Source organism: Bradyrhizobium sp. USDA 4473, from assembly GCF_054063335.1.
On record NZ_JBSSGE010000001.1, the window covers coordinates 3235588 to 3258807 of the forward strand.

Here is a 23220-nt window from a genome sequence, read left to right on the forward strand (position 1 = left end):
TGTTCGTGCGCGAGCGGAGGGGGCAATGGTAGCCGTGCCAGAGACGGTCGAGCGCGTCCGGCGCATCGACGTCGACCTGTATCGATATGGGTTTGAGACGCAGATCGAGTCCGACAAGGCCCCGAAGGGGCTGTCGGAAGACACCGTCCGCTTCATCTCCGCAAAGAAGAATGAACCGGCCTGGATGCTGGAATGGCGCCTGGAGGCGTATCGCCGCTGGCTGACCATGACCGAGCCGACCTGGGCGCGCGTCGACTATCCGAAGATCGACTATCAGGACATCTATTACTACGCGGCGCCGAAGCCGAAGAAGACGCTGTCCTCGATCGACGAGATCGATCCGGAAATCCTCAAGACCTACGAGAAGCTCGGCATTCCCCTGCGCGAGGTTGCGATCCTCGAGGGCGTCGAGCCGCCGCCCGGCGGCGCGCCGTCGCCGAGCCGCAAGATCGCGGTCGACGCCGTGTTCGATTCGGTGTCGGTTGCGACCACCTTCCAGAAGGAATTGAAGGCCGCCGGCGTGATCTTCATGCCGATCTCGGAGGCGATCCGCGAGCATCCCGAGCTGGTGCAGAAATATCTCGGCACCGTGGTGCCGACCACAGGCAACTACTTCGCGACGCTGAACTCGGCTGTGTTCTCCGACGGCTCGTTCGTCTACGTGCCGCCGGGTGTGCGCTGCCCGATGGAGCTGTCGACCTATTTCCGCATCAACGAGCGCAACACCGGCCAGTTCGAGCGCACGCTGATCATCGCCGACAAGGGCTCCTACGTCTCCTATCTCGAAGGCTGCACCGCGCCGCAGCGCGACGAGAACCAGCTGCACGCCGCCGTCGTTGAGCTCGTCACGCTCGATGACGCCGAAATCAAGTATTCGACGGTGCAGAACTGGTACCCGGGCAATTCGGAAGGCAAGGGCGGCATCTACAATTTCGTCACCAAGCGTGGCGACTGCCGCGGCCGGAATTCCAAGATCTCCTGGACCCAGGTCGAGACCGGTTCGGCGATCACCTGGAAATATCCGAGCTGCATCCTGCGCGGTGACAATTCGAGCGGTGAGTTCTACTCGATCGCGATCTCGAACGGCTTCCAGCAGGTCGATAGCGGCACCAAGATGATCCACCTCGGCAAGAACACGTCGAGCCGGATCATCTCCAAGGGCATCGCCGCCGGCAAATCGCAGAACACCTATCGCGGCCTCGTCAGCGCACATCGGAAGGCCACCGGCGCGCGCAACTACACCGCCTGCGACTCGCTTCTGATTGGCGACAAATGCGGCGCGCACACCGTGCCCTATGTCGAGGCCAAGAATTCCTCGGCGACGTTCGAGCATGAAGCGACAATGTCGAAGATCTCAGAGGACATCCTGTTCTTTTGCGCGCAAAGAGGCTTGAGCGAGCAACACGCCATTGGCCTCGTCGTCAACGGTTTCGCGAAGGACGTGCTGCAAAAGCTGCCGATGGAATTCGCGCTGGAAGCGCAGAAGTTGATCTCGATATCGCTCGACGGATCCGTCGGATAATTAATTGTTCCGCGAGCCCTCCCGATTGCGGCTTGCGTTCCGGATCACGCATTTCAGGATTAGATCACAATGGCGCTATTTGAAGTCCGAGAGTTGTATGCCGGTATCGAGGGCTGCGAAATTCTTCGCGGCCTCGATCTCACGGTCAATGCGGGTGAAGTGCATGCGATCATGGGGCCGAACGGCTCCGGAAAGTCTACACTCAGCCACGTTATCTCCGGCAAACCCGGCTATCAGGTGATCGCGGGCCAAATCCTATTCAAGGATGACGACCTGCTCGCGATGGAAGCAGACGAGCGCGCCGCCAAGGGCGTATTTCTTGCCTTCCAATATCCGGTGGAAATCCCTGGCGTAACCACCATGAACTTCCTGCGCGCTGCGCTAAACGCCCAGCGCAAGGCGCGCGCACAAAGGGAATTCTCCACTCCCGATTTTATGAAGCGAGTCCGCGAGGTCGCCAAGTCGCTCAACTTCCCGCCAGGCATGCTCAAGCGCGGCCTCAATGTCGGATTTTCCGGCGGTGAGAAGAAGCGCAACGAGATCCTGCAGATGGCGCTGTTCGAACCGAGCCTGTGCATCCTGGACGAGATCGATTCCGGCCTCGATATCGATGCACTGCGGATTGTCGCGGGCGGCATCAACGCTTTGCGTTCGCCGCAACGAGCGATGATCGTGATCACCCACTATCGGCGGCTTCTCGACTACATCGTGCCGGATGTCGTGCACGTGATGTCGAAGGGCCGAGTGGTGAAGAGCGGCGGCAAGGAACTTGCACTGGAGCTTGAGGCTTCTGGCTACGCCCAATTCGAGGACGTGGCGTGACGGCTCAAAGGGTTTCCAGATGAATCAGGTTGTAGCCAAAACCGCCGCTGGGCGCGCAATGGACAATGTCTTCGCCGCGGCACATGGACGGCTGCCTGGCTCCGGGACCGTCGCTCATATCCATGCAAGGGCATTCGAGGCCTACGAGCGCGCCGGCCTCCCGCATCGGCGCATCGAGGCCTGGAAATACACCGATCTGCGCGCCCTGATTGGCGAGGTCCTGCCGCTCGCTCCGCGACCGGATGCGGCGCCGCTGGTGCGCGCAGGGGCGTCAGTTCGGCGAGCGGCAGTCGAGCAGGCGGTCAAGCTCGTCTTGGTGGATGGCATATTCGCCCCGCAGCCATCCGATGTCGGCAGGCTGGAACATGGGATCGATGTGCGGTCGCTCCGAGAGGTCTTGGAGAATTCCGCGGACAGAGCTATGGCCGGTCTGATACTCTCGACGACGACTGATGCGATGATCTCGCTCAACGCGGCAATGGCGACCGATGGCTTGGTGATTACCACCGCCGAGGGCAAAGCGGTAAAGCGTCCGATACAGATCGTTCACGTCGCGACCGGATCGCGGGCGTCCAACTTCACGCGTTCCTATCTGCATCTCGGCCAAGGTGCAGATGCGGTCATCCTGGAAAGCTTCGTCTCGAACGAAGGCGCGAGTGGGTATCAAACGAACGATGCGACAATCGCCCTGATTGGCGATGAGGCGAGATTTTCGCATGTCCGACTAGCAGCCGACGCCGCTGACGCCGTGAATATCTCGTCGGGGATCATCGCGGTCGGTGCCAGGGCGAGGCTTGATCTCTTCAGCATGATCTGCGGCGCCTCGGTCAGTCGCTATCAGGGATTCATCACATTAGCCGGCGAGGGATCCAAGCTCTCGGCGAACAGGATCAATCTCATCAGGCACAAGCAACACTTCGACACGACAATCGTCGTCGACCACGCCGCGCCACATTGCGCCAGCCGGGAGAAGTTCCGTTCGGTTATAGATGATTGCGGCCATTCGGTGTTCCAAGGCCGGATCGTCGTGCGCCCTGCCGCGCAGAAGACGGACGCCACGCTGACGACGCGAGCGCTGCTTCTGTCCGACGAGGCCGGCGCCGACAACAAGCCCGAACTTGAAATTCTGGCCGACGACGTGACTTGCGGCCACGGATCGACATCAGGTGCGCTGGACGGCACTCTCCTTTTTTATCTGCGCGCTCGCGGTCTATCCGAGAAGGAAGCGCAGGCGTTGCTGATCAGAGCATTCCTGGGTGAGGCGATTGAGGAAATCGGTGCCGAGGATCTGCGCGATTTTGTGACCGCGCAAGCTGAGCACTGGTTGCAGGCGCGGTGATGAGCGTGCATCCCGCGATGAACAAGGGCCGGTACGAGGTCGACCGTCTGCGTACGGACTTTCCTGCCCTGAGCATGACGGTTTATGGAAAACCGCTGGTCTATCTCGACAATGCTGCCTCGGCGCAGAAGCCCAAGGCGGTACTTGACCGTATGATGCAGGCGTACTCCAGCGAATATGCCAATGTGCACCGCGGTTTGCACTACCTCGCTAACGCGGCGACCGAGGCGTATGAAGATGCCCGTGCGAAGCTGGCGCGATTTGTAAACGCTCGCCTGAACGAAGAGATCATCTTCACCCGTAGCGCCACAGAGGCAATCAATCTGGTCGCCCAGACCTTCGGCCGTGAACGCGTCACTCCAGGGGATGAGATCATTCTCTCGATGATGGAACACCATTCCAACATCGTGCCGTGGCACTTTCTCAGGGAACGGAACGGCGCAGTGATCAAATGGGCGCCAGTCGATGATGACGGCAACTTCCTGCTGGATGCATTCGAGCAGCTCCTGACGCGGCGCACCAAGATGGTTGCGATCACGCAGATGTCGAACGTGCTCGGGACCGTTGTGCCGGTAAAGGAGGTGGCGAAAATCGCACACGCGCGTGGTATCCCGGTGCTGATCGATGGTTCGCAAGGGGGCGTCCATCTGAATGTCGACGTCGGCGATATCGATTGCGATTTCTACGTGATGACGGGCCACAAACTCTATGGTCCGACCGGTATCGGAGTGCTTTACGGCAAGTCCGAGCATCTGGCGTTGATGCCACCCTTCAATGGCGGCGGCGAGATGATCCGTGAGGTGTCATGTGCCGGCGTCATCTACGGTGATCCGCCGCACCGGTTCGAGGCGGGTACGCCACCGATCGTGGAGGCGGTCGGTTTCGGGGCGGCTGTGGATTACATCAATTCAATAGGCAAGGGGCAGATTCGCGAGCACGAGAGTGCGTTGCTTGCCTACGCACGGCAGCAGCTGGGAGACATCAACTCCCTGCGCATGATCGGGACACCGGCCGAGAAGGGGCCAATTATCTCCTTTGATATGAAGGGGGCGCATGCGCATGATATTGCCACCGTGGTCGACCGCGCAGGTGTAGCGGTTCGGGCGGGGGCCCATTGCGCGATGCCGCTGCTCAGGCGCTTCGGCGTTCTGGCGACGTGCCGTGCATCCTTCGGCCTCTACAACACATACGAAGAGATTGATACGCTCGTGGCCGCGCTGATCAAGGCGCGCCGGCTATTGTCGTGAACCGGCGAGCTTGCCACGTCTAGGCGGCCGGGCAGCTTGCGTCGATCTCGGGAGCGATGACGTCATGCAAGAGGACGTCATCGTCGTTGTTGAAGGTAAAGCTTCCGTAGTCTCTGCAGCGTGGATGGTACTCGCAAGCCGGAAGCCGCTCAGCCCGCCTGTTGTCTGTGTTAGCGGCAGTCCCGGCGAGCGTGATCGCCAAGTACTGGAATCGGCGGCTGCGTCGTGCCTTCGAGAATTGTGCGACGCGAGTTTGCGCATAGCCGGCACTTGTTCCATTTCGAACAGGGCTAACGAAGAAGTCTCCGTGCAAACTGCGATGTCGCGTTCGCAACAACAATCCGCCCCACCGGGCGAAGCGCGCTAACCGCCTTTATTTACGTCGGTTTTTGCGCAGGCGACAGGCTGGCATGCTCGTTGCAAAAGTCCTCGTTGCAAAAGTCTTGGACAGCAAGCCGCTCTCCAACAGCTAACCCTTGAAGGACATCAGCATGAGTCTCGCTACGACCCAGAGCATTGCGGAAATCAAGGCTCGCAACAAAGAGCTGATCGAGGAGGTGCTGAAAGTCTATCCGGAGAAGACCGCGAAGCGGCGTGCCAAGCACCTCAACGTTCACCAAGCGGGCAAGTCCGACTGCGGGGTCAAGTCCAACATCAAATCAATACCCGGTGTGATGACAATCAGAGGTTGTGCGTATGCGGGATCCAAGGGGGTGGTCTGGGGACCGATCAAGGACATGGTCCATATCAGCCATGGCCCGGTTGGCTGCGGCCAATATTCGTGGGGCTCGCGTCGTAACTATTACGTTGGCACGACGGGCGTCGATAGTTTCGTGACCCTGCAATTCACCTCCGACTTCCAGGAAAAGGACATCGTATTTGGTGGCGACAAGAAACTGATCAAAATCCTTGACGAAATCCAAGAGCTGTTTCCGCTCAACAACGGCATCACGATCCAATCGGAATGCCCGATCGGACTGATCGGGGACGACATCGAGGCCGTATCGAGAGCGAAATCCAAGGAATACGGCGGCAAGACCATCGTGCCCGTGCGCTGTGAGGGCTTTCGCGGCGTGTCGCAGTCGCTCGGCCACCACATTGCCAATGACGCGGTCCGCGATTGGATTTTCGACAAGCTCGAGCCCGACGCCAAACCAAAGTTCGAATCGACGCCCTACGATGTTGCCATCATCGGAGACTACAATATCGGTGGCGACGCCTGGTCATCGCGAATTCTGCTGGAGGAGATGGGCCTGAGGGTGATTGCGCAGTGGTCCGGCGACGGTTCGCTCGCCGAGCTCGAAGCGACGCCGAAGGCGAAGCTCAATATTCTGCACTGCTACCGTTCCATGAACTACATCTCCCGCCACATGGAAGAGAAGTTCGGCATTCCCTGGTGCGAGTATAACTTCTTCGGACCCTCAAAGATCGCGGAATCGCTGCGCAAGATTGCGGGCTATTTCGACGACAGGATCAAGGAAGGCGCCGAGCGGGTGATTGAAAAATACCAACCGCTGGTGAACGCCGTGATCGGCAAATATCGCCCCCGCCTGGAGGGCAGGACGGTGATGCTGTACGTCGGCGGGCTTCGTCCGCGTCATGTGATCGGCGCGTACGAGGATCTCGGCATGGAAGTCGTGGGCACCGGATACGAGTTCGGCCACAACGACGACTATCAGCGCACCGCCCAGCATTACGTCAAGGACAGCACGCTCATCTACGACGACGTCAATGGCTATGAGTTCGAGCGCTTCGTCGAAAAGGTCCAGCCCGATCTGGTCGGATCGGGCATCAAGGAGAAATACGTTTTCCAAAAGATGGGTGTGCCGTTCCGGCAGATGCATTCCTGGGACTATTCTGGCCCATATCACGGCTATGACGGCTTTGCGATCTTCGCGCGGGACATGGACATGGCCGTCAACTCGCCGATCTGGAAGAAGATGAAGGCTCCCTGGAAGGAAGCTGCGAAGCCGAAGCTCTTGGCTGCAGAATAATCCGGACTTGGTTCCAGAGCAGAGCAATCAATCCCGCTCTCTGGGGAGAGCCGGGCGACGTCACTTTTGATAGTAAAGGATCTTAACAATGGCGCAGAGTGCAGAGCGTGTGCTCGATCATGTCGAACTGTTCCGTGGTCCGGAATACCAGCAAATGCTGGCCGACAAGAAGATGTTCGAGGATCCCCGCGATCCTGCCGAGGTCGAACGTATCAAGGAATGGACCAAAACGGCTGAATATCGCGAGAAGAATTTCGCGCGGGAGGCGCTCGCGGTAAATCCGGCCAAGGCCTGCCAGCCGCTTGGGGCCGTATTCGTCTCGGTCGGTTTTGAGGGTACGCTGCCCTTCGTCCACGGCTCGCAAGGTTGCGTGGCCTACTACCGCAGCCATCTGTCGCGGCACTTCAAGGAGCCGAGCTCCTGCGTGTCTTCGTCGATGACGGAAGACGCCGCCGTCTTCGGCGGGTTGAACAACATGATCGACGGGCTCGCCAACAGCTACAACATGTACAAGCCCAAGATGATTGCGGTCTCGACGACCTGCATGGCCGAGGTGATCGGCGATGACCTCAACGCCTTCATCAAGACATCGAAGGAAAAGGGCTCGGTTCCGCCAGAGTTCGACGTGCCGTTCGCACACACGCCGGCGTTCGTCGGCAGCCACGTCACCGGCTATGACAATGCGCTCAAGGGCATCCTGGAGCATTTTTGGGACGGAAAGGCAGGAACAGCGCCGAAGCTGGAACGCAAGCCAGACGAGGCAATCAACATCATCGGCGGTTTCGATGGCAATACCGTTGGAAACCTTCGCGAGATCAAGCGAATCTTGGCATTGATGGACATCAAGCACACGATTCTCGCCGATAACTCCGAAGTCTTCGACACTCCGACCGACGGCGAGTTCCGGATGTATGACGGCGGTACCACGCTGGAAGATGCGGCTAACGCGGTTCACGCGAAGGCGACAATCTCCATGCAGCAATGGTGTACGGAAAAAACCCTGCCGTTCGTATCCCAGCATGGCCAGGACGTCGTGTCTTTCAATTACCCGGTCGGCGTGTCCGCAACCGATGATGTTCTCGTGGCGTTATCGCGCATCAGCGGCAAGGAGATCCCTGAGGAACTCGCGCGAGAGCGTGGCCGCCTGGTTGATGCCATCGCGGATTCCAGCGCGCATATCCATGGCAAGAAGTTCGCGATCTACGGCGATCCGGATCTCTGCTATGGGCTGGCTGCCTTTCTGCTCGAACTCGGTGCCGAACCGACTCATGTGCTGTCAACCAACGGCAACAAGGCATGGCAGGAAAAAATGCAGGTGCTGTTTGCAAGCTCGCCATTTGGACAGGCTTGCCAAGCCTATCCGGGGCGGGACCTCTGGCATATGCGTTCGCTCCTGTTCACCGAACCGGTTGACTTTCTGATCGGCAATACCCACGGCAAGTATCTGGAGCGCGATACGGGAACGCCATTGATTCGCATCGGATTCCCGATTTTCGATCGACATCACCATCACCGCTCCCCTGTATGGGGCTATCAGGGCGGCTTGAATGTGCTGGTGAAGATCCTCGACAAGATCTTCGACGAAATCGACAAGAAAACAAATGTTCTAGGCAAAACCGACTACAGCTTCGACATCATTCGTTGATGGTAGACGATGCGCTGCGACATCGCCGAGGACTTCGACGATGTCGCGAGAGGCTGGTGGTTGGCCATGATGGTTGACCATGATGGTTGACCTTGCATTTGATTTCGATCGAGAGGAAAAACGAATGAGTTCGCTGGCGGCCAGGGTCCAGAGTATTTTCAACGAGCCGGGCTGCGCCAGTAATGGCAGTAAGTCGGAGGCTGAGCGCAAAAAGGGCTGCACCAAACAGCTGCAGCCTGGCAGCGCTGCGGGAGGGTGTGCGTTCGACGGCGCAAAGGTTGCGCTGCAGCCCTTCACCGACGTCGCTCACCTCGTACATGGCCCGATCGCTTGCGAAGGAAATTCGTGGGATAATCGCGGCGCGGCGTCTTCCGGCTCTAGTCTGTGGCGCACCGCATTCACGACCGATATGAGCGAAACCGATATCGTATTTGGAGGCGAGAAGCGGCTCTGCAAGGCGATAAAGGAGATCATCGACAAGCACGACCCGCCCGCTATCTTCGTCTATCAGACCTGCATCCCGGCCATGATCGGCGACGATATCGACGCGGTCTGCAAGGCGGCGTCTCAAAGGTTCGGCAAGCCGGTGATCCCGATCAATTCCCCGGGGTTCGTTGGTTCGAAGAACCTCGGTAACAAACTCGCCGGCGAGGCCTTGCTCGACTATGTGATCGGGACGCAAGAGCCGGACTATACCACACCGTACGATGTCAACCTCATTGGAGAATACAATCTCTTCGGAGAGCTCTGGCAAGTCAAGCCTCTATTGGATGAGCTCGGAATAAGGATACTCTCCTGCATCTCGGGCGATGCCAAATATCGCGAAGTCGCTTCATCCCATCGGGCACGAGCGGCGATGTTGGTGTGCTCGAAAGCCATGATCAACGTCGCACGCACGATGGAGGAACGCTACGGCATTCCGTTCTTCGAAGGCTCGTTCTACGGTATCCAGGACTCAAGCGAATCGCTGCGCCAGATTGCCCGCTTGCTGGTTGAGCGCGGCGCGCCGATGGATTTGCTCGGACGCACCGAAGCTGTGATCGCCCGCGAGGAAGCGAGAGCGTGGGCTGCGATCGGACCGTATAAGCCACGATTCAAGGGCAAGAAGGCGTTGTTGATCACCGGCGGCGTCAAGTCCTGGTCGGTCGTTGCTGCACTCCAGCAAGCCGGTCTCGAACTGGTCGGAACCAGTGTGAAGAAATCGACTAGGGAGGACAAGGATCGCATCAGGCAGCTGATGGGGCAGGATGCCCACATGATCGAGGATATGACGCCGCGCGAAATGTACAACATGTTGAAGGGCGCCAAGGCGGACATCATGCTTTCGGGCGGCAAATCGCAGTTCGTCGCATTAAAGGCGGCGATGCCCTGGCTGGATATCAACCAGGAGCGGTGCCACGCCTATATGGGCTATGTCGGAATGGTCAGACTGGTGGAGGAGATCGACAAGTCGCTCTCCAACCCGATCTGGGAGCAGCTACGCCGACCAGCGCCATGGCAGGCATTGGCCAAGGCGATGGTGGAGATACAATCGTCGGTGGCCGCGATCGCCTGCGATCCGGCGGTCACGGAGGCGGCGCGGCGGGCGAGAAAGATCTGCTTCTGCAACACAGTCGATCTCGGCACAATCGAAGATGCGGTCTACGCGCATGGCCTGAGGAGCGTCGATGCAGTCAGAACCCACACCAATGCCGTCGGTGGCTGCTGCAAGCAACGCATCGAGGACGTTCTGTCATCGTCGTCGCCTGCTGGGCTGCAATCCGCCGAATAGGGACGTGTCATGGCCATTGCCAAGGTACCGACAAAAGCGTGCGCGGTTAACCCGTTGAAGATGAGTCAGCCGATCGGCGCCGCATTTGCCTTCATGGGGCTAAGTGGCGCGATGCCGCTTCTGCACGGCTCACAAGGTTGCACCTCCTTCGGGCTCACCCTCTTCGTGCGGCATTTCAAAGAAGCTGTACCGCTGCAGACCACTGCGATGAGCGAAATCGCGACCGTGCTCGGCGGCTACGAGAATCTCGAGCAGGCGATACTCAATATCTACAACCGGACCAGGCCGAAAGTTATCGGAATCTGCTCGACGGGGATCACCGAGACCAACGGCGACGACGTAGATGCCTACCTCAAGCTGATCCGCGACAAGCATCCGCTGCTCGCGAAATTACCGTTGGTCTATGTCTCGACGCCTGATTTCAAGGGTACGTTTCAGGACGGCTGGGAGAAGGCCGTGGCGCGCATTGTGGATGCGCTGGTGGAAACGCCAAACGTCAGCGGCTTGCGCGATCCATCGAGGGTGAATGTTCTTCCAGGATGCCACCTCACGCCCGGTGATCTTGATGAACTCTGCACCATCTTGGAGGATTTTGGGTTGCGGCCGTCCTTCCTGCCTGATCTGGCGGGGTCGCTCGACGGGCATATCCCCGATGAGTTTACGGCAACGACCATCGGCGGCATAGGCGTCGACGAAATCGCGAGCATGGGGCGTGCCGGATGGACCATTGCGGTCGGCGAGCAAATGCGGCGAGCAGCGGAGGTCATGCAGGCCAAGACGGGCGTGCCCATTCGTTTGTTCGAGCGGCTGTGCGGTCTCGAGCCAAACGACGACTTGATGACTTTCTTGAGCGAGATCAGCGGTCGCCCCGTCCCGTCGAAGTATCGGCGCCAGCGTGGCCAGCTGGCCGATGCAATGCTGGATGCGCACTTCCATATCGGCGGTCGTAGACTTGCGATCGCGGCGGAGCCCGACCTGCTGTTCGACCTGTCCAGTATGCTGCACGACATGGGCGCGCGGGTGACCGCGGCGGTGACGACCACGCAGTCGGCGGTGATCGAGCGGATCAGGACCGAAGAGGTGCTGATCGGCGATCTCGAGGATCTGGAAGAGCTCGCCAGAACCAAGCATTGCGACCTGTTGATCACGCATTCGCATGGTAGGCAAGCGGCGGCCCGGCTGAAAATTCCGTTCTATCGAGCCGGTTTTCCGATGTTCGATCGGCTTGGCGCAGGGCACCGATTATCCATCGGCTATCGTGGTACGCGCGATTTGATCTTCGATATCGCCAATCTCCTGATCGCGGACCGCGAGGATAATCATCAGCCGACGCCCGATAGATGGCGGCGTCGGGCCGCATTCTCAGGGGGAGCGGGCAACCGCAGCTCCACGGGATCGACCGAGAGGTCGACTGCATGAAGGTCGCGTTCGCCACACAAGACCTAAGACAGGTCGATGCCCATTTTGGTTGGGCAAAGAATATCGCGATTTACGATGTCGCGCCAAGCGGACACGTGTTTCTCAAGGCGGTCGAGTTTGAGGGAGATCTCAAGGAAGATGGCAATGACGACAAGTTGGCGCCGAAGATCGAAGCGATCAAGGGTTGCGCAATCCTGTACGTTGCCGCAATCGGCGGCGCCGGCGCTGCACGGGTGGTCGCTAACAACATCCATCCCATCAAAGTGAATAAGCCAGAGAACATCCTTATGCTGCTCGAAAAGCTCCAGCAGGTGCTGAAGGGCACGCCGCCGCCCTGGCTCCGCAAGGCCTTGGCGAAGGACCAACGGCGCACATTCGAGTTCGACGAATGAGGTAATATGACTGAGGCCGCAGAAAGAAAGCAGCAGAGCGGTACCCTCGATTTGCCGTTCCTCAAGGAGTTGGTCAAGATATGGCGCGCTCAGGACACCAACGGAGCTTGGGAGGCCAGGAGCGATTTCGACCTGCTTGAACCCTATGTTTTGGATAAGGAGAAACGGCGAGCACTGCCGATTGTCGGCGATCCTGATCCCGATACCCTGTGGCGGCTGGAGTTGTTTTTCAATGCGGTGGCACTATCGATCGAGAAAGCCACCGGCGTAATGATCCAGCCGATGCTGAAGATGCATCATGAAGGCTTTGGCCGGATGGTGCTGATCGGAGGTCGGCTGGTCGCAGTGAACAGGCAGCTGCGCGATGTACATCGATTCGGCTTCGATAATCTCGCAATGCTCGCACAGGAGGGAGACAAATATGTCAGGAGCGGGATCGACTTGGTTCGTAAATTTCCGGACGTGGCGAACTATTGAGGGAGCTCATGAGCGATCGTGAAACACTAAAGGCAGAACTCAAGAAACTGTCGGCCAAAGCGCTACAAGCCAAAATGGATCTGCATGACCTGTCGGAAGAGCTTCCCGTCAGCTGGACGTCGATTATGGCGATAGCGCAGAAGGCGTATGATGCCTATGCCGAGCTCGACCGCAAGAGCCATGATTTGAAGGCGCTGGAAAACACCTGAAGGGTTTCGCCTCATGTCATTTGCAACGCGCGATGGCCGCGACTGGACGCCGGACTACCTGATCTCGATCGATGCCAAGAAGTGCATTGGCTGTGGTCGCTGTTTCAAGGTTTGCGGGCGAGACGTCATGACACTGAAAGGAATTAACGAGGAGGGCGAACTTGTCGATCTCGATGATGACGAGGATGATGAAATCGAAAAGAAGGTCATGGTTCTAAGTGATCAGGGCGCCTGCATCGGCTGCGGCGCCTGCGCCAGGGTTTGTCCGGCCAACTGCCAAACCCACGTTCCGGCCGAAGCTGAAGCTGCTTGACCCAGCGTCGTATCTCTCCCCGGCAAGGCGTCACGGTCAAAAATATTGCCATTGTTGAACTTCCTGAGCAGTGACCGCAACAAAGATCGGGCCGGAGCCTGGCATAACCTGAGCCGATTCATCGTAACGGATTATGTGGCTCCGATCGGGGACACGTTTTTCGGGCAAGTGGTAGCATTAGTATTTCCTTGAGTAGGAGCGTACGTTGGTCATGGTATTGCCGTGGACAGATCTATTCCCAGATCGTCCCCGACCGAGTCTTGCGCTCCATTTGATCTCTAGCTCCATCCGACGTGATCACGGCCGATACGCTTGGTCCGATCTTCGGCTCTGGCTGGGATACGGCTTGTGTGAGTGTCGCCATGGCCCGGCAATTTACCGCGGGGTTCGATCTCGCCAGGGGAATTGCCAATTGTGGAGGAGAATCTGCCGCCTTGATGGGTGGTCCTATTTCTCCAACGGGCTTACCGACAAAGTCCTGGCCGGTGGTGGACTGACAATATGCCTTGCGAGGAACGGTGCTAGCAGTCGGATCTGCGCGGAGGGCCAGCTCAGGCGCGATCAGTCTAGCGCAATAGGAGTGCAGTTCTTCAACAGGAGAAAACAATATCGTCGGATCGCAATGCGCTGCTGATGGCTTAGCCTTCGCGTGAAAGTTCGGACAGATGCCTTGCCTGTGCGTCAGGTTGTGGTCAGCTAGTCTGGGTACCCTCACCCGCAGAGCTTGCGTGGCACGAGCTCAACAACAGGCAATTATGCCGATAGGAGAGCGAATCTGATGTATGGCAGAATCGTTGGTGCGAACGAGTCCACAAGCGCTAGCCAGGCCGAATGGGAAGAGGCGGGAGACAGCTCCCGCTTTTCGGAGGCGGTGGCAGGTATGGATCCCGGTGAGTCCTCATCAACGATGCGATACACTCTCGCTTCCGGTCCTCCGATCATCGACATTGACCGATCCTCTTTCATGGATGGAGTAAGGAGATATATGCGTGGCGACATCATGCAAATCGCAAGCAACCCAGAAGAGTACTCGGATTTCGTATCCGAGAAAGCGGAGCGCGCCGCAACGGTTGCTGGAAGCTATGCCAGCACTTACGATGATCCGGACAAACAGGCAAAATTCTACAGCTATCAACTAGGTGACGAAAGTGTCGGGCTGCTAAGGGCAGGCGGCCCCGCCACGATCAAAGGAGAACGTTTTCTGCGGCAGTTTGGGCGTAGCGACGTCACGTCCGTGGTAGATCTTCGCGTTACCCATCCGCTCGTCGAGAATGCTGGCGATATTCTGCTGGAATATCAATTGCGAATGGATGGCGACTATCCGCTGGTCTTGTCACGTCCTGCCTTGGAAGGCATGGAACCTCGCCTGGCAGAAATGGGTTTTGTCCACTTCGGCCGCAATTACTGGGTGCTCGATCCTCACGAGCATCCCGATGTGTGGACGAAGAACGAGAACAATCAGTGGCAGCGAACGGACAAGCCTACAAAGTACCTTTCCAGTGCTGATGGTAATGATGCCGGCAATTTCGAGACGGTATCGTCCGACGATGATCCTGCGTTCTATCTGGAGCGCGCCATGGAAAGAATGGGTCTGACGTAAGACGATTCGGAATGACGCGACTGGCTCGGAAATGACTGGTCCCTCGTCATTGCTAACGCAAAAGTCTTAATCTCCAGAAGGGAGCGCGTGCCCGCTCGCGCTCCCTTTCGTTTGGATCTCGGGCTTGCGGTCCTTGCCTGAAGACGCCTAGCGTTGTGCTTCGTCGAATTGGCAATACCCCCGTCGGTGGATCGGAAGGAGCGGACACCCGCGAGCTGCGATCGTGAGTTGTTGCAGCATACTTGACGGTCGCAAACCGTGAAGTGTGAGCCGGAAAAACTCGAATTCCATCGGCGACGGTTAAGTGTGGTTTTGCGGTTGCAATCTTGCCGCAAATCGCATCGGCGCGTCGTGGCATGAACACCAAAGTCCAGACGCTTCACTCATTCAAAAGTATGCCAAGGTCACTTGTCGTGGCATTCACCTGCGCAATCTGGCTTATTCGGCGCTATCGGAAAGGCATTGACGTTCTGCGAGCGACAGTGCGTTTGATGGGCCGGTAAGTAGTTCCAGAAGGGTTGTGAAGGCTGTGCCGCGTAGTGATGTCGCAGCGCAAGGCAAATGCTCGCGCGGATTGGCCTTAACCCGTAGAACCGTGCCAACAAGGATGTTGCACTGCATGGTTGTTGCACGACGACAGTAAAAGACGTCTAACATTAAGCGAGCATTGAATCCAGCCAGATGCCGTCTATGCGATTTGCGGCTTCAAAGATATTCCAAGCCGCCAAGCCATGGGATTCCATCTTATGGTCAGCGATGACGAGGGTAATCGACGGCCGTGGTCCATCATTGTGATCCGATGGGGTAATAAAGTGCTTGGTTATGTCAACAAATGCCCGCACAACAGCGTCAATCTGGATTGGGAGCGAAACGAATTCCTCGATCCATACGGCGTTCGGCTAATGTGCGGAAAGCACGGATCGACCTTCGAACTCGGCACCGGGCTGTGCATCGAAGGTCCCTGTAGGGGCGGAGCGCTCACGCCGATCGCGTTGACAGTTCTGGATGGAGATATCTGCGTCATCGGCGTGCGTCTTGTCGAAGACGATGCTTCCCGCAACGAATGAAGCTGGTTCAGACCGGCCGATTCTCGTTGCGGTTTTTCACGGGGGCCATCCGTTTCAGTGCATCTTCGTACGAGATCTCGTCATCGGACAGATCGAGATCCTTTGCCGCATCGAGCAGGTAGTCGAGCTTGCCACCTGGATCGAGCTTCTTGATGTCGTCTTTGCTGATCCCGACCAGGTCCATCATCTCCTTCCAAACTGTGGACTCGTCGCACGGGAGGACGTGGAAAGTAGCGTCGCCAAGCTTGACTCGGTATTTCGCCAGCAGATCTATGTTATTGCAGAACATGAAGTAGCTGCCGTCGGGACTTAACGCGCCGTCCAGCACGCCTGCAACGTCGGCAAGATACGCGAAGGAATGCAGATAACCGGCCAGCACCGGAATGGTTCGTTCTCCGTCTTGCGCGATCGTCAAAACCTGTTCGATCGAGTAGTCCGGCGGCCGTTTCTCGTCCGCGACCTGGGTTTGGAATTTCAGTGCGACGTCGCCGCGAAAGCCGAACCGGCCAGGCTTGACGGTCCCGCCTTTGAATACGGCATTGAGCAAGCGACCCTCCTTCTCAAGTCTGCCGAGTGCGGTGTTCTCGATTGTCGTCATCAAAATCGTCCTCGATCTAAGCGTTTTACCGACGCCTTGGCCGGTGCGAGACGCAATGCAAATTGCTTGCCGAACATGCGCAGCGGTCTTCGGCGTAGCTTGGAAGGCGTAAATGGGCTCTGACCGCCCAAGCGGCCTTGTCGTAAACTCGACACGAGTTCCAAAGCCAACAGGCGCGTTCCGAAAAGGCAAGCATCATCAAACGTCTGCACGCTGGCACATGACTTGCCATTAGCAGGCAGTCCTAAGCAGATGAAGGATAAGCCATGATCAACCTAACCGACAGCGCGGTGATTGCGGTCAAGAGCGCGATTTCATCATCGACGCAGCCAGCTAGCGGCCTGCGCATTATGGTCGAAGCGGGCGGCTGCAATGGGTTCAAATACATGATGGGTCTGACCGAGGAACCGAAGCCGGACGACAAAGTGATCGAGTGCGATGGCCTGAAGGTGTTTGTCGACAGCAAGAGCCATGAGCATCTGGTCGGCACCACCATCGATTTCGTGATGGCGCTGGAGAGCCCAGGCTTCACCTTTCATAACCCCAACGCCACTTCGAGCTGCTCGTGCGGAAAATCGTTCAGCTAACAAAGAGGAGACGTCAAGCATGCTGACCGAATCAGAGCAACTGAGGCAGTTACCGGCCGCCACGAGCGGCCGAGAACTACCCATTCGTGTCGTAATCGAAGATTTCCGACCCACTCCGCAACGAGGCTGCGACAATCGCCTGAACCGGATCGATCACAGCAGGATCGTGGTCAGCCTTGGTGTCTGCGCGTTCTGCAAGCTTTCGAGGAGGCCGCTTGAAGACATTCGGGCTTGGCTTGTCAACAGGCTCTGCGAATTCGTCCGCTTAATCCCGGTAGCTGCCGCAGCCAAGGCGTGAGATTAAGCGAGGGATCAAGTGCCGATTTATCTCGACAACAACGCGACGACGCGGACCGATCCGTCCGTTGTGCAAGCCATGCTGCCATTCTTCACCGAGCATTTCGGCAATGCGTCATCCAGCCATACCTTTGGCGGCGAGGTCGCGGTCGCGCTGAAGCAGGCGCGCCGTAGCCTGCAGGATCTGTTGGGCAATACCCACGATCATGAGATAGTTTTTACCTCCGGTGGTACCGAGGCGAATAATGCCGCCATCCTCTCGGCGCTTGCGACCCAAGAGGACCGCGACGAGATCGTCACCACATCGGTTGAGCACTCCGCCATCCTTTCGCTGGTCGAGCAGTTGGCGACGCGAGGCGTCAAGACGCGTATCGTACCGGTAGATTCCCGCGGCCGGCTCGACATCGAGGCGTTTCGCTGCGCACTCGGGCCCCGTACGGCGGTCGCCTCGATCATGTGGGCCAATAACGAGACCGGTACGATTTTTCCCTTGGAGTTTCTAGCCGGGTTGACCCGTGAGGCAGGCGCGCTGTTTCACACAGATGCGGTCCAGGCCATCGGTAAGGTACGTATCGACCTAAAGGACAGCGCAATCGACATGCTGTCGCTTTCAGCGCATAAGCTGCATGGTCCGAAAGGGATCGGCGCGCTCTATCTGCGCAAAGGAACAAAATTCCGACCAATGATCTGGGGCGGATCACAGGAACGTCGGCGCCGCGGCGGAACTGAGAATATCCCCGGCATCGTCGGTCTTGGAAAAGCGGCGGAGCTGGCGTTGGAGCGGCTCGAGCCGGAGCGTGTTCGCATTGGTGCGTTGCGAGACCGCTTGGAGCAGGGGATCTTGCACAATGGCGAGTGCGCGGCGCTCGGCGATGTCAGCAATCGGCTAATGAACACGGCCAATATCGCTTTCGATGATCTCGACGGCGAAGCAATCGTCCATCATCTCAATCGTGCTGGCATCGCCGTGTCGCTCGGATCAGCTTGCAACTCCGGCTCAATGGAACCATCACATGTTCTGCGCGCCATGCAGGTACCGGCGCGGAGCATGCGCGGCGCGGTGCGCTTTTCTCTGTCGCGTGAAACGTCTGTTGCGGAAGTCGATGACGTCGTGTGCGCACTGTCCGACATCGTGGCTCGCCTGCGCGCTAACTTGCGGGAATCGGCCAGTCTGACCAACTATACGCCGCAGTCGAGGGGGGTGAACTCGTGAAGATCATGATCCGCCGCTCTCCAGACGCGGGCCTGTCGATCTACGTGCCGAAAAAGGATCTCGAAGAGCCGATTGTGGAATCGGAGCACGAGACGCTATGGGGCGGCTGGATCAAAATAGCCAATGGCTGGGTGCTCGATTTGCCGGAGATGGCGAGCGATACCCGCCTGCCGGTGACAATCAACGCCAAAAAGCGGGGCGAGAACGGTGACGATCCGTGAAGGCGACCCCACAGATCGATTTCGTCAATGGGACCGATGCCAAGGCCATTCTCGCGGACGTCGCTGCCGGGCTGAGGGCCGCGACCGTTGTTCCCTATCTTGGTCCTGGCCTCGCCGAACTGTCCAGACCCGATGTGCCGACGACACTGGAGGCGTTATCCGGGTTCTTCGCCAGCAAGGTTGCGCTGCCGCGGCGGGCAAAGGGCAATGCATGGGCCGCGGCCCAGCACATCGAAATCAGCAAACATCGCTCCACCGTGACGGCATTGATGGCGCAGGCCTTCGCTCGGCCAGTCGAGCCGACCGGGTTGCACGATCATCTTGCGTCTCTGTCGCTGCCCATCATAGTCGACACATGGTATGATGGGGCGATGCGCGCGGCGCTGGATAAGCGCGATGGATGGGGCGAAGTGGCAGGGTATCAGCCGCGTCGGCATTGGTGAGAATCGCTGGTATAGCTTTTATGACTCGGTTGGCCACGAGGTCGACACTGTCGTGGCGGACAGCTGGACGACGGTATTATATAAGCCGCACGGCGGCGTGCAGCCGGCGAATAGCTTCCTGATTTCCGACGCCGACTATGTCGGGGTGCTGACCGAAATCGACATCCAGCCACCGATTCCGGACATCATCAAGGAAAGGCGGATCGGACAGGGCTTTCTCTTCGTCGGTTGTCGATTTAACGATCAACTGTTGCGTAGCTACGCCCGGCAAGTCATCAAGCGATCGGCCAACACCCATTATGCGATCGTTGATCTGGATGCGCTCTCACGCAATGAGCTCCGTTTTCTGCGCGAGCAGGGCATGATGCCGCTTGTGATTGGATTGCCTCGCGCGGTCGAGATACTGCTCACCCATTAGCGGCGTTGCGAAGCCGGATCCTCCCGTCCGCATTGGCCTGTTGTGAGGGGCCGCATCGCATCAAGGCCAACAGAGATGGCGCCGGAGCGCGCGAGCTTGGTGCGTAAATGAATGCAACAGCCGTGGAGCTCTGCGTTAAAAGCACGACGTACTTGTCGCGCTTGTCGCGCTTCCTACACCCGCATCATTGCTGGTCCTGCATGCCTGGGTGTTGAGACTTCCGCTAACTCGTTGGCACATAGCTGCAACGTCATTGTGTCCGCTATGGCATGCGAGTTGCTACTGATCTTCTTGAGGCTCCCGGGGCCGGTCCCGGGAAGCCGATGATTGCGCGCAGGGAGAAATGGAAAATGAACGCGGTCGTTGGACGCGGGATACATGCCGAAGCTGCGGTAGATGCCGACAAGATGGCGCAGCCGGCCGCCGAGCATAAGGGCTGCCGCACCTCGTCCAACATTGGCCAAGCGAGTTGTGGCTCGCGGGCGGGGCAAGGCGATCTGCCGACCGAGATCTGGGAAAAAGTGAAGAACCATCCCTGCTACAGCGAAGAGGCGCATCATCACTATGCCCGCATGCACGTCGCTGTGGCCCCAGCCTGCAACATCCAGTGCAATTACTGCAACCGCAAATACGACTGCGCCAACGAATCGCGCCCGGGCGTGGCGAGCGAGAAACTCACGCCTGAACAGGCGGTTAAGAAAGTGCTTGCGGTTGCGGCCACCATTCCCCAGATGACCGTGCTTGGCATCGCCGGTCCCGGTGACCCTTTGGCCAATCCAGAGAAGACGTTCAAGACGTTCGAACTCGTCGCCAAAGCGGCTCCGGACATCAAGCTGTGTCTATCAACCAATGGGTTGAGCCTGCCCGAATATGTTGACGTCATCGCCAAGTCCAAGATTGATCATGTCACGATCACGATCAACACGATCGATCCCGAAATCGGGGCCAAGATCTATCCATGGATCTTCTTCGACCACAGGCGCCACATCGGCATCGACGCGGCAAGGATACTCACTGATCGCCAGCTGCAAGGCCTGGAGATGCTCAGCGAACGGGGGATCCTGTGCAAGGTCAACTCTGTGATGATCCCGCATATCAACGATCATCACCTGGTCGAAGTCAACAAGGCGGTGAAGTCGCGAGGCGCCTTCCTTCACAATATCATGCCGCTGATCTCTGCACCCGAGTACGGAACTGTATTCGGCCTCAACGGTCAGCGCGGGCCGACAGCGCGGGAATTGAAGACGCTGCAGGATGCGTGTGAAGGGGAGATAAATATGATGCGCCACTGCCGTCAGTGCCGGGCCGATGCTGTGGGTCTGCTCGGAGATGATCGCAGCGCAGAGTTTACGACTGACCAAGTCATGGAGATGGATGTCGAATATGACCTCGATGTGCGCCAGGCTTATCGAGACCGGGTAGAGGATGAGCGTGCCGCCAAAGGCGCGGCCAACAACGAGGAACTCGGGAAATTGGCTGGGGAGACGAGTGAGATCTCGCTTCTGGTGGCAGTCGCAACCAAAGGCTCGGGATTAATCAACGAGCACTTTGGACATGCAAAGGAATTCCAAATCTACGAACTTTCCACTTCCGGCGCAAAATTCGTCGGCCACCGCCGTGTGGACGTCTACTGCCAGGGCGGCTATGGGGAGCAGGATAGGCTTTCGACCATCATCCGGGGTATCAATGATTGCCATGCGGTCTTCGTGGCCAGGATCGGCGGCGGCCCGAAAAGCAAACTGATCAAGGCTGGAATCGAGCCGGTCGATCAGCACGCGCATGAGTTCATCGAGAAGTCGGCGATCGCCTGGTTCCGGTGCTATCTCGACCAGGTGAAAAGCGGTGAGATCCAGCACGTGAAGCGCGGCGATGCTTCGATTCGACAGGGAGCCCTGAACTCTGCGGCGTGAGGAGGTTGTGTGCCATTCAAGATCATCGCCTCGCAGTGTACGAGCTGCGAGGCCTGCGAGCCATTGTGCCCGAACGTTGCAATCTCGGAGAAGGCCGGGAGCTTTGTCATTGAACCGGCGAAATGCACCGAATGCATTGGCAATTTCGAAGAGCCGCAATGTGTTGCTGCCTGTCCGGTCGACAATACCTGCGTCATTGACACGTCATGGCCGCGCTACCACGCGCCAGCCCAAGAGTGAGCTTCATGAACGGATTGCTGCCGCTGCTTGATGATATGGACGAAACCGGACCCGGGAATGCGACGCAGGGCCATGCGCCTGCTTCTGCGGCGGCGAACCGAGGCCATCGCATCCTTGCCATCCGGGCTGGAGCTCCATTTGATGCAACCGAGTGACGCTGATGCTGGCCGACCATACCTATGAGCTTAGTTGCGCCGTGGCGCACCACATCGCGCCGCGGCCGCTCGGCCGATTGATGGGCAACGAGGCGCTCGACTTCCGCTACATCGTAGCGCGCGGTGTCTCCAGTGAGCGGCCGCTAGCCGCAGCGAACGACCTGGACGCCCCCGGTGCGGTTCGAGAACATACAGTGCCTGTTGCCGGGGGCGCTAACTGTTCCATAGGGTGCCTTGGCCCGCACGTCTACCATGCAGTGGCGCGCTCTATTACCGCGGGTGAATCGGCAGGTGGAGATAAAGACAAATCGATGCAAGACCTCGCTTGCGCTGATACGGCAGCGTCCCTGCATGTCCACGAGGGAGCGGTCCGTGAATAAAATCGCCCGCGACAGCGACGTCGTCGAGCTCAGTGGGCCGCCCGTCTTCGGCTATAGCGAAAAGGTGCGCGCAAATCGTACCATCCGCAACGATGGCACATATCGTGGCAAGGAGATTGGCGAGATTCTGGTCAGGAAGGGAGAGGTGGGTTACGTCGTCTCGATCGGCACGTTCCTGCAGCAATTCTACATCTACGGCGTCGAGTTTCTTGAAAGCGGTTACCGCGTTGGCATGAAGCGCAAGGAGCTTGAGTCGGTGGACGCATGCGAGGAGATCGATGATCTGCCATTGCCGGAAGAGACTGTGTCATGACTGAGGTCCGCTTTCCGAAGTATCGGCGGGCCAGCCCGGCAAAGCCGCAGTCGGCCTCATCAATGAAGGCTCGTTACCCGATACCGAGCCCGACGGGCTCGTGCTCGGCGCTGGAGCAACCGGCGAGATCGTCAAGGTCGCTATCCATACCGAGGCGGGCGTGCCGGTCTATACTGTCGATTTTGGTGAGCGGCGGCTCGCTGGCTGTCTTCAAGAGGAAATCACGTTGCTTTGAGGGGGCTTTCGCGATGAATGCCGGGGTGATGAGGAAGGCAAAGACCGGGCTGGTCCCTCACCCAAACGAGCTGGATCGCAAGCGGATCGAGCGCGGCTTGAGCTCGCGCAATCACTATCTCTATGTCTCGCCGAACGTGACGCCGGTGAAAGGTGGCTATCTGGTCGAGAGTCCCTGTTGCTCGCGCAATATTGACAAGGATGGCGGCCTCATTGATGTCGCGCTGATTCTTTATGATGCCGTGAGCGGGATCTGGAAGGTGTTTTGCAAGAACCACGCGCAAGGAATCTGGGAGTTTTACAGCCTTTACCACCGACTGGGTTCAGCGATCGACGAATTGAACGCGGATCCCGAGCGCTTGTTCTGGCAGTGACGAATTGCCGTCGACCAATC

The 23220-nt window shown here is 58.3% G+C and carries 22 protein-coding genes and 1 pseudogene; 22 read left to right on the forward strand and 1 reads right to left on the reverse strand.

Annotated features, from left to right (window positions below):
* Positions 1-25: 25 nt before the first annotated feature.
* The 14 genes from sufB (at position 26) to ACVW17_RS15290 (ending at position 15817) form a co-directional block, all read left to right on the forward strand.
* Positions 26-1522, forward strand: a complete 1497-nt coding sequence (gene sufB, locus ACVW17_RS15225) for a Fe-S cluster assembly protein SufB (protein WP_456797381.1) — start codon at positions 26-28, stop codon at positions 1520-1522.
* A gap of 69 nt (positions 1523-1591) precedes the next feature.
* Complete coding sequence (gene sufC, locus ACVW17_RS15230) at positions 1592-2344, forward strand: Fe-S cluster assembly ATPase SufC (RefSeq protein WP_456797382.1); 753 nt, start codon at positions 1592-1594, stop codon at positions 2342-2344.
* Positions 2345-2363: 19 nt separating this feature from the next.
* Complete coding sequence (gene sufD, locus ACVW17_RS15235; RefSeq protein ID WP_456797383.1) at positions 2364-3683, forward strand: Fe-S cluster assembly protein SufD; 1320 nt, start codon at positions 2364-2366, stop codon at positions 3681-3683.
* On the forward strand, positions 3683-4930 hold the full coding sequence (locus ACVW17_RS15240; RefSeq protein ID WP_456797384.1) for a cysteine desulfurase: 1248 nt from the start codon (positions 3683-3685) through the stop codon (positions 4928-4930). Before sufD ends, ACVW17_RS15240 begins: the two co-directional genes overlap by 1 nt.
* Before the next feature lie 491 nt (positions 4931-5421).
* Positions 5422-6924 carry a nitrogenase molybdenum-iron protein alpha chain gene (gene nifD, locus ACVW17_RS15245; protein ID WP_456797385.1) on the forward strand — a complete coding sequence of 501 codons (1503 nt, stop codon included), beginning with the start codon at positions 5422-5424 and terminating at the stop codon, positions 6922-6924.
* Between the two features lie 88 nt (positions 6925-7012).
* Positions 7013-8569 (forward strand): nitrogenase molybdenum-iron protein subunit beta, encoded by a 1557-nt coding sequence (gene nifK / locus ACVW17_RS15250; protein WP_456797386.1) that lies wholly within the window; start codon positions 7013-7015, stop codon positions 8567-8569.
* Between the two features lie 124 nt (positions 8570-8693).
* Positions 8694-10340 carry a nitrogenase iron-molybdenum cofactor biosynthesis protein NifE gene (nifE, locus tag ACVW17_RS15255; protein WP_456798952.1) on the forward strand — a complete coding sequence of 549 codons (1647 nt, stop codon included), beginning with the start codon at positions 8694-8696 and terminating at the stop codon, positions 10338-10340.
* Positions 10341-10349: 9 nt separating this feature from the next.
* A complete protein-coding gene (gene nifN, locus ACVW17_RS15260; RefSeq protein WP_456797387.1) occupies positions 10350-11759 on the forward strand; it encodes a nitrogenase iron-molybdenum cofactor biosynthesis protein NifN in 1410 nt (469 codons plus the stop codon).
* Complete coding sequence (gene nifX, locus ACVW17_RS15265) at positions 11756-12151, forward strand: nitrogen fixation protein NifX (protein WP_456797388.1); 396 nt, start codon at positions 11756-11758, stop codon at positions 12149-12151. The genes nifN and nifX overlap by 4 nt, the downstream gene beginning before the upstream one ends.
* A 6-nt stretch (positions 12152-12157) precedes the next feature.
* Complete coding sequence (locus tag ACVW17_RS15270; protein WP_456752510.1) at positions 12158-12628, forward strand: NifX-associated nitrogen fixation protein; 471 nt, start codon at positions 12158-12160, stop codon at positions 12626-12628.
* Between the two features lie 8 nt (positions 12629-12636).
* Positions 12637-12837: a CCE_0567 family metalloprotein gene (locus ACVW17_RS15275; protein WP_456797389.1), complete on the forward strand. Its 201-nt coding sequence runs from the start codon at positions 12637-12639 to the stop codon at positions 12835-12837.
* Between the two features lie 13 nt (positions 12838-12850).
* The gene (gene fdxB / locus ACVW17_RS15280; RefSeq protein ID WP_456752512.1) at positions 12851-13150 is read left to right on the forward strand and encodes a ferredoxin III, nif-specific; all 300 of its coding nucleotides are present in this window, start codon (positions 12851-12853) and stop codon (positions 13148-13150) included.
* 778 nt (positions 13151-13928) lie between these two features.
* Positions 13929-14750 carry a host specificity protein gene (locus ACVW17_RS15285; RefSeq protein ID WP_456797390.1) on the forward strand — a complete coding sequence of 274 codons (822 nt, stop codon included), beginning with the start codon at positions 13929-13931 and terminating at the stop codon, positions 14748-14750.
* 671 nt (positions 14751-15421) lie between these two features.
* Positions 15422-15817, forward strand: coding sequence for a Rieske (2Fe-2S) protein (locus ACVW17_RS15290; RefSeq protein WP_456798953.1), 396 nt, complete (start codon positions 15422-15424; stop codon positions 15815-15817).
* Between the two features lie 7 nt (positions 15818-15824).
* Here the strand turns inward: ACVW17_RS15290 and ACVW17_RS15295 are convergent, their stop codons facing one another.
* A complete protein-coding gene (locus ACVW17_RS15295; RefSeq protein ID WP_456797391.1) occupies positions 15825-16415 on the reverse strand; it encodes a hypothetical protein in 591 nt (196 codons plus the stop codon).
* A gap of 266 nt (positions 16416-16681) precedes the next feature.
* On the opposite strand from ACVW17_RS15295, the gene ACVW17_RS15300 reads away from it, so the two are divergent.
* The 8 genes and pseudogenes from ACVW17_RS15300 (at position 16682) to ACVW17_RS15335 (ending at position 23200) form a co-directional block, all read left to right on the forward strand.
* Complete coding sequence (locus tag ACVW17_RS15300; RefSeq protein ID WP_456797392.1) at positions 16682-17002, forward strand: HesB/IscA family protein; 321 nt, start codon at positions 16682-16684, stop codon at positions 17000-17002.
* Between the two features lie 316 nt (positions 17003-17318).
* Positions 17319-18512 carry a cysteine desulfurase NifS gene (nifS, locus tag ACVW17_RS15305; RefSeq protein WP_456797393.1) on the forward strand — a complete coding sequence of 398 codons (1194 nt, stop codon included), beginning with the start codon at positions 17319-17321 and terminating at the stop codon, positions 18510-18512.
* A complete protein-coding gene (gene nifT, locus ACVW17_RS15310) occupies positions 18509-18733 on the forward strand; it encodes a putative nitrogen fixation protein NifT (RefSeq protein ID WP_069277625.1) in 225 nt (74 codons plus the stop codon). Before nifS ends, nifT begins: the two co-directional genes overlap by 4 nt.
* Positions 18730-19594, forward strand: a pseudogene (locus tag ACVW17_RS15315) (SIR2 family NAD-dependent protein deacylase). The gene nifT and the pseudogene ACVW17_RS15315 overlap by 4 nt, the downstream one beginning before the upstream one ends.
* Positions 19595-19944: 350 nt before the next feature.
* Entirely contained in the window at positions 19945-21504 is a 1560-nt protein-coding gene (gene nifB, locus ACVW17_RS15320; protein WP_456797394.1) for a nitrogenase cofactor biosynthesis protein NifB, read from the forward strand.
* Between the two features lie 9 nt (positions 21505-21513).
* On the forward strand, positions 21514-21744 hold the full coding sequence (locus ACVW17_RS15325) for a 4Fe-4S binding protein (RefSeq protein ID WP_456797395.1): 231 nt from the start codon (positions 21514-21516) through the stop codon (positions 21742-21744).
* Positions 21745-22271: 527 nt separating this feature from the next.
* Positions 22272-22592 (forward strand): nitrogen fixation protein NifZ, encoded by a 321-nt coding sequence (locus ACVW17_RS15330; RefSeq protein WP_456797396.1) that lies wholly within the window; start codon positions 22272-22274, stop codon positions 22590-22592.
* A 248-nt stretch (positions 22593-22840) separates the two neighbouring features.
* Positions 22841-23200 carry a DUF3024 domain-containing protein gene (locus tag ACVW17_RS15335; protein WP_456798954.1) on the forward strand — a complete coding sequence of 120 codons (360 nt, stop codon included), beginning with the start codon at positions 22841-22843 and terminating at the stop codon, positions 23198-23200.
* Positions 23201-23220: the final 20 nt, after the last annotated feature.